An 11,408-nucleotide genomic window follows, 5' to 3' on the forward strand; every position below is an offset into this window, starting at 1 on the left:
ATGCACACCCCTGAGCCTGCCTTGAAACACAGTGGCAAGGCAAGCCCCGGAATGCGTCATCCGTCCCCTAAAACGCCTCCCCTTTAGCCGCTTTCTCCAGCAGTAGCGCAGGAGGTGCGAATCGCTCGCCATACTGCTCAGCCAGGTACTGGGCGCGGGCGACGAAATCTTTCACGCCGTACTGGTTGATGAACTGCAGCGCGCCACCGGTCCAGGCGGCGAAGCCGATGCCGAAGACCGATCCGACGTTGGCGTCCGCCGTCGAGGTCAACACACCCTCCTCCACACAGCGCACGGTTTCGATGGCTTGCACGAACAGCAGTCGATCACGCACGTCCTTCGGCGAAATCTGCCCGTCAGCCTTCTCGAAACAGCTTTTCAGCTCTGGCCACAGTTGCTTCTGCCCACGGGCCGGATAATCGTAGAAACCACCACCAGCAGCCTTGCCCGGACGCTTGTATTCGTAGAGCAGCAAGTCAATCACAGCGAACGCCGGATGCTCAATCAGCGGTTTCCCTTCTGCTTGCAGGTCTTTGGCGGTTTGCCGGCGGATATGGCTCATCAAGCTGAGGGAAACTTCGTCGGAGATCGCCAGAGGTCCGATCGGCATGCCGGCCTTGCGCGCTTCGGTCTCGATCATCGGCGCGCTCACGCCTTCGCCCAGCATGGCGATGCCTTCGTTGGTGAATGTGCCGAACACCCGCGAGGTGAAGAAACCGCGACTGTCGTTGACCACAATCGGCGTTTTCTTGATTTGCAGGACGAAATCGAACCCGCGAGCCAGGGTTTCGTCACTGGTGTGGGCGCCTTTGATGATTTCCACCAAGGGCATTTTCTCCACGGGGCTGAAGAAATGCAGGCCGATGAACTTGCTCTGATCCGGCACGGCGGTCGCGAGGCCGCTGATCGGCAAGGTCGACGTATTGGAAGCAATCACCGCATCCGGGCCAACGACTTTTTGCGCCGCCGAAGAGACCTTGGCTTTCAGATCGCGATCTTCAAATACCGCTTCAATGATCAGATCGCAACCGGCCAGATCGGCGTCGCTTTCAGTAGGGTGAATTCGCGCCAGGGTTGCATCGCGCTGATCGGCACTCAATTGGCCACGCGCAACCTTCTTGTCCAGCAGCGCAGCCGAATGAGTCTTGCCCTTCTGTGCAGCCGCAAGATTGATGTCCTTGAGCACCACGTCGATGCCGGCCGACGCGCTGACAAAAGCGATTCCGGCGCCCATCATGCCTGCGCCCAGCACACCCACGCGACGCGTCACGTAGGGCGAAAAGCCCTGAGGCCGTGAGCTACCGGCATTGATTTCGTTAAGCTGGAACCAGAACGTGCCGATCAGGTTTTTCGACACCTGGCCGGTGGTCAATTCGGTGAAGTAGCGGGTTTCGATCAAGTGCGCGGTGTCGAAATCCACCTGGGCACCTTCTACCGCAGCGCAGAGGATTTTCTCTGGCGCGGGCAGGCAGCCCTGGGTTTTGCTGCGCAGTATCGACGGCGTGATGGCCAGCATTTGCGCGACTTTCGGGTCCGACGGCGTACCACCGGGAATCTGGTAACCCTTTACGTCCCAGCGCTGCACAACCGAAGGATTGGCGATAATCCAGGCGCGAGCCTTGGCCAGCAGTTCATCACGATCCGCCGCCAACTCATCAATCAAACCCGCCCGCAACGCCTGCTGCGGCCGGACTTTCTTGCCCTCGAGCAGGTACGGCAAGGCTTTTTCAATACCGAGCATCCGCACCATGCGCACCACCCCGCCGCCGCCCGGCAACAGGCCGAGGGTCACTTCCGGCAAGCCGAGTTGCACCGAAGAATCGTCCAGCGCAACCCGGTGATGGCACGCCAGGCAGATTTCCCAACCGCCGCCCAACGCGGCGCCGTTGATCGCGGCGACCACCGGTTTACCGAGGGTTTCCAGGGTACGCAGCTGCCCTTTGAGTGTCAGCACCATGTCGTAAAAGGCTTTGGCTTCGGGCTTGCCGACCTTGATCAGTTCGTTGAGGTCGCCGCCGGCGAAGAAGGTTTTCTTGGCCGAGGTAATGATCACGCCGGCGATGGTGTCTTTGTCAGCAACGAGTCTGGCAACACACGCGGCCATGGCTTCGCGGTAGACCGCGTTCATGGTGTTGGCGCTCTGGCCCGGCATGTCGATGGTCAGGACGACGATCTGGTCCTGACCTTTTTCGTAACGGATGGCTTCGGTCATGAAAGGGTTTCCTTGAAATCGGTCGGGGCTCAGAGGCGTTCGATGATGGTGGCGATGCCCATGCCGCCGCCGACACACAGCGTCGCGAGGCCATAGCGCAGGCGCCGGGTTTCCAGTTCATCGAGCAACGTGCCGAGGATCGCGCAGCCAGTGGCACCCAGCGGGTGGCCCATGGCGATGGAGCCACCGTTGACGTTGACCTTGTCCGGATCGATCGCCATGTCCTTGATGAATTTCAGCACCACCGAGGCAAAGGCTTCGTTGACCTCGAACAGGTCGATGTCTTCGACCCGCAGCCCGGCTTTGGCCAGTGCCTTACGGGTGGCCGGCGCAGGGCCGGTGAGCATGATGGTCGGATCGGTGCTGGTGACCGCGGTGGCGACGATCCGCGCCCGTGGTTGCAAGCCCAGCGCCCGGCCCTTGGCTTCGGAGCCGATCAGCATCAGCGCCGCGCCATCGACGATCCCGGAACTGTTACCCGCCGTGTGCACGTGGTTGATCCGCTCAACATGGCTGAAGACCCGAAGCGCGGTGGCATCGAAGCCCATTTGCCCGATCATCTCGAAGCTCGGCTTGAGCTGGCCCAAGCCTTCCAGGGTCGATCCGGCGCGGATAAATTCATCGTGATCGAGCAGGATGATGCCGTTCTGGTCCTGCACCGGCACCAGCGATTTGTTGAACGAACCATCGGCCCTTGCCCGCGCAGCCTTTTGCTGGGAGTGCAGCGCATAGGCATCGACGTCTTGACGGCTGAAGCCTTCAATCGTGGCGATCAGGTCAGCGCCCACGCCTTGAGGGGCGAAATGGCTGTGAAAACTGGTTTCCGGGTCCTGCGCCCAAGCGCCGCCATCGCTGCCCATCGGCACGCGAGACATGGACTCGACGCCGCCGACCACCACCAGGTCTTCGAAGCCGGAACGCACTTTCATCGCGCCGAGGTTCACCGCCTCCAACCCCGAGGCGCAGAAGCGGTTGATCTGCAAACCCGCCACGCTGACGTCCCAATCCGCCACCTGAGTCGCGGTTTTGGCGATGTCGGAACCCTGGTCGCCGATGGGCGTCACGCAGCCCAGTACCACATCGTCGACCTGACTGGTGTCGAGGGATGTACGCTGTTGCAGCGCCGTGAGCAGCCCGGCTACCAGGTTCACCGGTTTGACGCTGTGCAAGGCGCCATTGGCCTTGCCTTTGCCGCGGGGCGTGCGTAACGCGTCGAAAATAAAAGCGTGGGTCATGACGTTCTCGAACCTGGGCAGGGGAGTAAATTCAGAGTTCCCACCTTAGGCCGAGCAGGCCTGGATTCAATGACCGCAGTGCTCACAGATGTTGACGGTCACGCTCAGACGGACGGTAGGCAACCACCGGATTAACCGATTCAGGACACCAAGCTGTCTAGCAAACGGGCGCCCAAGAAGCTGGCAATAGGCCTCATGCCTTTTTAAGAGCAATTTATGTGAAGCCCATACGAAATGGATCTAAACCAAGCGTGACGCGGGCTCTAAGGTGAACTTGTACGAAGTTGTCGTCGGGTTTTGCCGAGGCGCTCGTCAAACAGGAAGTGCAACGCTCTGCCGTCATGGAGAAATGCAGGCAGGCATCAGGAAATAACAATAAAGGCGGTCAAGCCATGTTCAAACAATCGAAAGTACGTCAAGCCGGGCTCATTCTTTTCGCCACTACGCTGTTGTTGATTTTGCCGAACCTGACCAAGGTGATCGGCTAGTCGGTCAATAAAAAATTCGGCGCCAGGTTTTATATCGCCCTCTAAAAATATGACGGGTTCGCTACCCGGGCCCGCGTGGGTGTGCCAACCTTTGCGGCACTTTCACGACATGGACGGCGATCACTTGAAAACGCTCATTCTGTTTGGGGCCTTGCTGCTCAGCACGCCTCTGTCTGCCGCACAGCTGAACCTTGAGCTCGGCGCGAGCAGTCGCACCTGGCAAACCGAGGAGTTGCTCAAGCATCCTCAGGTTCAGACCATCACCATTAGCAACGACGTTTCCTACAAACGGGACATGAGCTATCGCGCTGTTCCGGTGGCTGCGTTGTTGACGGGCATCAAGCCTGAAGACCATTTACAAGCGGTAGCCCTGGATGGTTTTGCCGCAGAACTGTCAGCCGCGCCGTTGCTCAATACCCAAGGTGCGCGGGCCTGGCTGGCGATTGAAGACCCGGCCAAGCCGTGGCCGCCGCTGTCAGAGGGAAAGCACAGTGCGGGACCGTTCTATCTGGTCTGGACCGATCCACAAGCGGGCAATATCAGCCCCGAGCAATGGCCATTCGAAGTAGCGAGCATCAAGCGCATGGCCCCAGTGGCCGAGCGCTTCCCTGCCCTGCTGCCCGATCCGGCGTTGAAGGCTGACGACCCGGTGAACAAGGGCTTTGCGCTGTTTCAGAAGAATTGCCTGGCGTGCCATCGATTGAACGGCGCCGGGGATGCGCAGTTTGGACCGGACCTGAATATTCCGTTTAACCCGACCGAGTACTTCGGCGCGGATTTCCTCAAACGCTACATTCGTGATCCGCAGAGCTTGCGCCAGTGGCCACAGGCGAAGATGCCCGGATTTTCGGCGACGGTGCTGCCGGACGGGGACCTGGAGAGGTTGGTGGGGTATTTGAAGCACATGGCTGGGCGCAAGGTTAAACCCTAGCCTTGTGTTGCCTGGACTGGCCTCTTCGCGAGCAAGCCCGCTCCCACATTGGATCTTCTGCGAACACGGGATTTGTGCCCGACAAGGATTAAATGTGGGAGCGGGCTTGCTCGCGAAGCGGTATCCCCGATCCTACTGTTGTTGTACGGAGATAACTGGCACCGGTGTCGGTGACACAAACACCTTCGCATGCATCTGCTCGCAACCACCGCCACGTCGCATGCCGCGCACCGGGCAGGCATCCAGGTAATCCAGGCCCACCGCCAGTTTCAGATGACGCTCAGGCCGCGCCAATTCATTGGTCACGTCAAAGCTGTACCAGGCGTCATCGAGCCAGGCTTCCGCCCAGGCGTGACTGGCCAGGTGTTCGCTGTTCTCGCTGTACAAATAACCCGACACATAACGCGACGGAATGCCCAGGCTACGGGCGCAGGCGAGAAACGCGTGGGTGTGGTCCTGGCAGACGCCCGAACGCCCGGCGAAGGCCTGGGCGGCGCTGGTGTCCACTTCGGTGGAGCCCGGCGTGTAGGTCATGTGCTGGTTCAGGCCATGCATCAAGTCGATCAGCGCCGTGCGATCCCGGCGTTGCTTGCACTCCTTCTCGGCGAACGCACGCAGGGCTTCGTCGGCTTCGGTCAGGCGCGTAAAACGCAAGAACGGCAGCGCCGACTGGCTTTCATGCTCCGCCTCGCGCAATTCGTCGATGTCCACCTGGCCCCGGGCGCCGATGATGATCGCCTCGTGGGGCTCGTCCATGGTCAGCACGTGCAGGATGTTGCCGAACGGATCGAGTTGCGCACGCACCGGGCGCGGCAAGTCGAGCTGCCAGCTGAGCACGTGCTGGCGCTCGCTGTCGTGGGGTGTCAGTCGCAGGTACTGGATGCTCGCCCGCACCTGATCTTCATAGTGATAGGTGGTCTCGTGGCTAATGGAAAGTCTCATGCAGCCTCCAGGTAGGAACTGTGTATGGCGTTACCCAACTGGCGCACCAGCGGGATGAACTCGGTCAGCCAGGCGTGCAGGCCTTCGTCGAGAATTTCGGTGATGCCGGTGTAACGCAGGCGCGCGTCAATTTCCGCTGCCAGACGTTGCGCGGGACGGCCGTTGGCCCCCGGCAGCTGGGCAAGGATCTGGTCGATTTCTTCGGTGCAGGCCCGCAGCGAACGCGGAACGTCTGCGCGCAACAACAGCAACTCAGCCACATGCCGGGCGCCGGGTGCGTCGCGGTAGATCTCGGTGTAGGCCTCGAACGAGGACAACGCCCGCAGCAAAGCACTCCACTGGTAATAGGCGTGAGCGGTGCCATCGCTGACCGCTTCGGCCTGATCACCAGCCATTTCGTAGCGGGCGTCGAGCAGGCGCAACGTGTTGTCGGCCCTTTCGATAAACGTCCCCAGACGAATAAAGCGGAACGCGTCGTTACGCATGATCGTGCCGTAGGACGCGCCGCGGAACAGGTGGGAACGTTCCTTGATCCACTCGCAGAAACGGCTCATGCCGTATCGACTCAAGCCCTGATCGGCAATCCCGCGGATTTCCAGCCAGGTGGCATTGATGTTTTCCCACATGTCGGCGGTGATTCGCCCACGTACCGCATGGGCACTGGCCCGCGCGGCGCCGAGGCAGCTGTAGATGCTCGCCGGATTGGCCGCGTCCAGGGCGAAGAAATGCAGCAGCCGTTCGGCGTGCAATTCGCCGTGGCGCTCCAGGTAATCGTCCAGGGTGCCGGTGATCAACAACGGCATGGCGAGTTCATGCAGGCCGTCACCACGGCCATCCTGTGGCATCAGCGACAGCGAATAACTGATGTCGAGCATCCGTGCGAGGTTTTCCGCCCGCTCCAGGTAACGCGACATCCAATACAAATCCGAGGCAGTTCTACTTAACATGGCAGGCTTCCTTCAATCCTCGACCACCCAGGTGTCCTTGGTTCCACCGCCCTGGGATGAATTCACCACCAGAGAGCCTTCGCGCAGGGCAACACGGGTCAAACCGCCGGGCACAACCCGGGTTTCGCGGCCAGACAATACAAACGGACGCAGGTCGATGTGGCGTGGAGCAATGCCGTTTTCGACAAAGGTCGGACAGGTCGACAGGGACAACGTCGGTTGCGCGATGTACGCGTGGGGCTTGGCTTTGATCCGCGCGCGGAAAGACTCGATTTCCGCCGCCGTCGCCGCCGGCCCCACCAGCATTCCGTAACCGCCGGAGCCCTGGGTTTCCTTGACCACCAGTTCCGGAAGATTGGCCAGTACGTGGGACAGTTCAGAGGGATTACGACACTGCCACGTCGGCACATTCTTCAGAATCGGCTCTTCATCCAGATAGAAACGGATCATGTCCGTGACGAATGGATACACCGACTTGTCGTCCGCGACCCCAGTGCCGATGGCATTTGCCAGCACCACGTTGCCGGAGCGGTACGACGACAGCAGCCCTGGCACGCCAAGCATCGAGTCCGGGTTGAACGCCAGCGGATCGAGGAATGCGTCGTCGAGGCGACGGTAGATCACGTCGACGGCTTTCGGTCCGTCCGTGGTGCGCATGAACACCTTGTCATCCCGCACGAACAGGTCCGCGCCTTCCACCAGTTCAACGCCCATTTCCCGCGCCAGAAACGCATGTTCAAAGAACGCGCTGTTGAAACGACCCGGCGTCAGTACCACCACGCTCGGGTTATCAATCGGGCTGGAGCTTTTCAGGGTGTCGAGCAACAGGTTCGGATAGTGGTCGATAGGGGCAATGCGCTGGGCCGCGAACAGCTCGGGGAACAACCGCATCATCATCTTGCGGTCTTCCAGCATGTAGCTGACGCCGCTCGGTGTACGAAGGTTGTCTTCAAGCACGTAGTACGTACCGTCGCCATCGCGTACCAGATCGACCCCGGAGATGTGGGAATAGATATCGCGGTGCAAATCCAGCCCTTGCATCGCCAACTGGTATTGCTCGTTGGCCAGCACTTGCTCGGCCGGGATGATGCCGGCCTTGATGATGCGTTGCTCGTGATAGAGGTCGGCGAGGAACATGTTCAACGCCTTGACCCGCTGAATGCAGCCGCGCTCGACAACTCGCCATTCACTGGCGGGGATGCTGCGGGGGATGGTGTCGAAGGGAATCAGGCGCTCTGTCCCTTGCTCATCACCATAGAGCGTGAATGTAATCCCGGCGCGATGAAATAACAGATCGGCCTCGCGTCGCCGTTGTGCCAAAAGCTCGTCAGGCGTTTCGGCCAGCCAACGGGCAAACTCCCGATAATGCGGGCGGACCTGGCCGCCGGCATCGTACATCTCATCAAAATAGGTGCGGATCATGCCGTACTCCTTGTCACCCGGACATCTGGGCTTCGCAAAGCCCGTGCCATCGGCATAAACGCTTTGATATCAATCAGTTGGATAATCGCACTGCACGCACCGCACCAATCCTGTGCGGTAAATGCCCCCACCCGATCGCCCCCGCTTCATTGCGAAGCAATGTTGTCGCCTATCACCAGCATAGCCAGAGTTGATTTCACTGCCCGGGAGTCGATGCGGATAATCCGCGCATTCGCTGAAAATCTTGACGAACTTCCCTTTAGCCGCCTGTTTAGGCGGTTTTTTTTTGCGTTTTTGAAACGTTATGAATCAAAAACACGATCAAGATCTTTCCAAACCCCACAAACGAAAACGGCCAACCCTGAGGTCAGCCGTTGCTGAGTGTTGTCACTGTTCATAAGTTATGCGAGTCGCCCTCGTACCTCCTGCTTGACGCCCCATCCTTCGATGATGCCGCCCAAAGGCTCGACCACCGCCTCGAAATCCTGCTCAAAATCGCCGATGCCGTCATAAGTGGCGTACATCACTTTGCTCAGTTCCAGGTACCACGCGCCGTCATCGCGCACGCTGATTTGCGCATTCAAGGATTCACCACAGTAATGCCCTGCCGCCCTGCGTGCCCGCTCCTCGTCCGGGAAAATGGCGTAGAACTCGATGGGATGGAATCGTGAAAAGTCAAAACCGCCTTCTTTCATGCGGCGCAAGACGCTGGTGCTGATGTCTTCTTGATAGGCTGTGCTCATGAAACGTCCCCCTCAGACTGATGGATAGACTTTCCGTATTCCCGGCACTCGCAACCGAAAGGGGCGAGCGATGCGGCAACAACGTTGCCGGTGGGAAGCAAGCATGTAGCTGACAAGACCAGACCTTAGCGATCCGTTCGCTGATCTCGATTGCAGAGTAGCCTCAAGATTGAGCCGCTGCCAAGGCCTGGTTAGGAATGTGACAGGAGATGTTCAGATTGGCGTGATGCTGAGGATTTCAATGCTGTTCTGGGTTTTCAGACTTTTGACAGTCGGATCATCGGCGCGCCCTTCCAGATCGTTGAGGTCCAGTTCGGCAGCCACAGGCAGACACCGGGCGCGAATGAGCTTCGCAGCTTGCTCGTTGTTCGGGCATTCATCGCTCTCGAACACCTCGTCAACTTGTTCACCGTGATCATCAACGAAAGTGACTTTCCACTTTTGCATCAGGTGCCTCCTCGATAAAACCCATGGATGGGCTTACATGTATCTCGACATTCGTCCCCGGCCAATCGTTCAACCGGACCTTCTACATCTTTAAGTGAAGCATGAAAAAAGGGCCGTCTCCGGTGTGTTTTCACACAACCTGAGAGGGCCCTTTCTGGCTTGCCCGATATCAGTCGTTGCTAGGCTTGTTCACAGCCTGCAGGACATATTGCGGCAAGGCGAACGCACCGATGTGGATTTCCGGGTTGTAGTAGCGGGTGATGATGCCGCTGCCGGCGAAGCGCTGCTGCAGGGTTTCGCGGGACAATTTGCGATAGGCGGTATTGGTCGCGCCCCAGGCGAAGGTCATGGCGCCGCCGATGTAGGTCGGCACGGCCGCCTGATAGAAGTGCCAGTCCGGGAACAGGCTGCGCAGGCGCCCGGCGGTGGTTTTGACTTCTTCGATTTGCATGAACGGCGTGCCGTTCTGGGTCACCAGGATGCCGCCTTCGTTCAGGCAACGACGGCAGGCCTGGTAGAAGTTTTCCGAGAACAGCACTTCGCCCGGGCCGATCGGGTCGGTGGAATCGGAAATGATCACGTCGAATTTTTCGGTGGTGGTGGCGACGAAACGCATGCCGTCGTCGATCACCAGGTTCAGGCGTGGATCAGCGAACGCCCCCTTGGAGTGGTTTGGCAGAAATTCCTTGCACATGTCGACCACGGTGCCGTCGATCTCGACCATGGTGATGTGCTCGATGCTTCGGTGCTTGGCCACTTCACGCAGCATGCCGCCGTCGCCACCACCGATGATCAGCACGCGCTTGGCGGTGCCATGCGCCAGGATCGGCACGTGGGTCAACATCTCGTGATAGATGAATTCGTCGGCTTCGGTGGTCTGGATCACGCCGTCCAGCGCCATGACGCGGCCCATGCGCGGGTTTTCGAAAATCACCAGGTGTTGGTGTTCGGTGCGCACTTCGTGCAACAGTTTTTCCATGCGAAAACGCTGGCCGTAGCCTTCGTAGAGGGTTTCCAGGTACTCGCTGGTCGGGGTGTTGCTCATGGGAAGTGCTCCGATGAATGCGGGTGGCAACGGACGGTTCCCCGCCCATGATGGCCAATCGATCAGCTCGATTGCCCCGGGAAAGGCGAGAATTCTACGTTGCGGAACATGACAGATCGAACCGTCCAGCGGTCTGTCAAATCCTTACGTTGCCCCTTGGCCCGGCAATGGCCCAGATGATCAGGCCCAGCACCGGCAGCAGCAGGATCAGCAGCACCCAGATGATTTTCATCCCTGTGTCGGCACCACTTTTGAGCACGTTGATGATTGCCCAGATATCCAGGGCAAGAATAATCAGGCCAATCAGACCGTTGAACGTGGAACCCATGGTGTTGCTCCCTAAGAGTGGTGTGCACTCTTAGGATAGCCGGGCCTTGCGAGGGTTCCGCTTTTTAAACGTGGACGGCAATTCTGAGGGCTTCCAGCGAAGGTGCGGCAGCGATGCCGACTTTGGCGCACAACTCGAGCACGCGCGGCACGTCGTTGCCGTAGACCAGCACCACTTGCAGTTCGTCGTCGAGCAACTGACTGAAGTTCATCAGCGTGTAACCGCCGTTTTCCTTGTTCATGCTGCCCATCTGCACCTGAATGCGATTGAGCGCTGTCAAGGCTTCAGTCTTGGCCAGTTGCTTGGGTTTGATATTGAAATCAACGCCGGGCCCGAACGAGGAAACGATCTGGGCGAACAGGTCCATGTAGGTGTCGGCCTGGAACAGCACGGTCTCCGGCAAACTGCCAACCACCATCCACTCGCCCAGCGGAATCGGAAACGTTTCGTCGTAGTTGATATCCGGATTCGCTGTCAGAAAAGCCTCGGGATCGGCGTAGGCCTGGGCCGCTTCGTCAGCGACTTTCAGGATTTCGTCATCGCTCATGCACCCGGAGCTGATTTTGCTGATGAGTTCGACGAGTGCGGCTTTCATGGGGCGGAATCCTGTAGCGAGGGAATTTTGAAGGCGCGAAGGATAGCGCATTACGCCCCGCAATTCCTGTGCG

11 protein-coding genes are annotated in these 11,408 nt (G+C 59.2%); 1 reads left to right on the plus strand and 10 read right to left on the minus strand.

What is annotated here, in order from left to right; genetic code table 11:
* Window positions 1–67 precede the first annotated feature (67 nt).
* Both KGB23_RS08800 and KGB23_RS08805 read right to left on the minus strand, forming a co-directional pair.
* Entirely contained in the window at window positions 68–2,212 is a 2,145-nt protein-coding gene (locus KGB23_RS08800; protein ID WP_223430708.1) for a 3-hydroxyacyl-CoA dehydrogenase NAD-binding domain-containing protein, read from the minus strand.
* 29 nt (window positions 2,213–2,241) lie between these two features.
* Entirely contained in the window at window positions 2,242–3,447 is a 1,206-nt protein-coding gene (locus tag KGB23_RS08805; RefSeq protein WP_223430709.1) for an acetyl-CoA C-acetyltransferase, read from the minus strand.
* 597 nt (window positions 3,448–4,044) lie between these two features.
* Here KGB23_RS08805 and KGB23_RS08810 point away from each other — a divergent pair.
* A complete protein-coding gene (locus KGB23_RS08810; RefSeq protein WP_223430808.1) occupies window positions 4,045–4,866 on the plus strand; it encodes a c-type cytochrome in 822 nt (273 codons plus the stop codon).
* Window positions 4,867–4,998: 132 nt separating this feature from the next.
* Here KGB23_RS08810 and KGB23_RS08815 read toward each other — a convergent pair whose 3' ends face one another.
* The 8 genes from KGB23_RS08815 to KGB23_RS08850 all read right to left on the minus strand — a co-directional run bounded on the left by KGB23_RS08815 (window position 4,999) and on the right by KGB23_RS08850 (window position 11,335).
* Entirely contained in the window at window positions 4,999–5,808 is an 810-nt protein-coding gene (locus tag KGB23_RS08815) for a transglutaminase domain-containing protein (protein ID WP_223430710.1), read from the minus strand.
* Window positions 5,805–6,755: an alpha-E domain-containing protein gene (locus KGB23_RS08820; RefSeq protein ID WP_111450675.1), complete on the minus strand. Its 951-nt coding sequence runs from the start codon at window positions 6,753–6,755 to the stop codon at window positions 5,805–5,807. Before KGB23_RS08820 ends, KGB23_RS08815 begins: the two co-directional genes overlap by 4 nt.
* Before the next feature lie 12 nt (window positions 6,756–6,767).
* Window positions 6,768–8,177, minus strand: coding sequence for a circularly permuted type 2 ATP-grasp protein (locus KGB23_RS08825; protein ID WP_074874854.1), 1,410 nt, complete (start codon window positions 8,175–8,177; stop codon window positions 6,768–6,770).
* 401 nt (window positions 8,178–8,578) lie between these two features.
* A complete protein-coding gene (locus KGB23_RS08830) occupies window positions 8,579–8,920 on the minus strand; it encodes a ribonuclease E inhibitor RraB (RefSeq protein WP_008148805.1) in 342 nt (113 codons plus the stop codon).
* A 213-nt stretch (window positions 8,921–9,133) separates the two neighbouring features.
* Entirely contained in the window at window positions 9,134–9,367 is a 234-nt protein-coding gene (locus KGB23_RS08835) for a hypothetical protein (RefSeq protein WP_008148802.1), read from the minus strand.
* Between the two features lie 169 nt (window positions 9,368–9,536).
* Window positions 9,537–10,412: a polyamine aminopropyltransferase gene (gene speE / locus KGB23_RS08840; RefSeq protein WP_056744151.1), complete on the minus strand. Its 876-nt coding sequence runs from the start codon at window positions 10,410–10,412 to the stop codon at window positions 9,537–9,539.
* A gap of 136 nt (window positions 10,413–10,548) precedes the next feature.
* A complete protein-coding gene (locus KGB23_RS08845; protein WP_008148797.1) occupies window positions 10,549–10,740 on the minus strand; it encodes a PLDc N-terminal domain-containing protein in 192 nt (63 codons plus the stop codon).
* 64 nt (window positions 10,741–10,804) lie between these two features.
* Window positions 10,805–11,335, minus strand: a complete 531-nt coding sequence (locus tag KGB23_RS08850) for a hypothetical protein (RefSeq protein WP_223430712.1) — start codon at window positions 11,333–11,335, stop codon at window positions 10,805–10,807.
* Window positions 11,336–11,408: the final 73 nt, after the last annotated feature.

The organism is Pseudomonas sp. GL-B-26, from assembly GCF_019947405.1.
Taxonomy (GTDB): Bacteria; Pseudomonadota; Gammaproteobacteria; order Pseudomonadales; family Pseudomonadaceae; genus Aquipseudomonas.

Excerpts from the sequence above, each read along its gene's own strand:
- KGB23_RS08825 (WP_074874854.1), bottom strand. The coding sequence starts at position 8,177 with ATGATCCGCACCTATTTTGATGAGATGTACGATGCCGGCGGCCAGGTC.
- KGB23_RS08815 (WP_223430710.1), bottom strand. The coding sequence starts at position 5,808 with ATGAGACTTTCCATTAGCCACGAGACCACCTATCACTATGAAGATCAG.
- KGB23_RS08835 (WP_008148802.1), bottom strand. The coding sequence starts at position 9,367 with ATGCAAAAGTGGAAAGTCACTTTCGTTGATGATCACGGTGAACAAGTT.
- KGB23_RS08850 (WP_223430712.1), bottom strand. The coding sequence starts at position 11,335 with ATGAAAGCCGCACTCGTCGAACTCATCAGCAAAATCAGCTCCGGGTGC.
- KGB23_RS08830 (WP_008148805.1), bottom strand. The coding sequence starts at position 8,920 with ATGAGCACAGCCTATCAAGAAGACATCAGCACCAGCGTCTTGCGCCGC.
- KGB23_RS08810 (WP_223430808.1), top strand. The coding sequence starts at position 4,045 with ATGGACGGCGATCACTTGAAAACGCTCATTCTGTTTGGGGCCTTGCTG.
- KGB23_RS08805 (WP_223430709.1), bottom strand. The coding sequence starts at position 3,447 with ATGACCCACGCTTTTATTTTCGACGCGTTACGCACGCCCCGCGGCAAA.
- KGB23_RS08845 (WP_008148797.1), bottom strand. The coding sequence starts at position 10,740 with ATGGGTTCCACGTTCAACGGTCTGATTGGCCTGATTATTCTTGCCCTG.
- speE (WP_056744151.1), bottom strand. The coding sequence starts at position 10,412 with ATGAGCAACACCCCGACCAGCGAGTACCTGGAAACCCTCTACGAAGGC.
- KGB23_RS08800 (WP_223430708.1), bottom strand. The coding sequence starts at position 2,212 with ATGACCGAAGCCATCCGTTACGAAAAAGGTCAGGACCAGATCGTCGTC.
- KGB23_RS08820 (WP_111450675.1), bottom strand. The coding sequence starts at position 6,755 with ATGTTAAGTAGAACTGCCTCGGATTTGTATTGGATGTCGCGTTACCTG.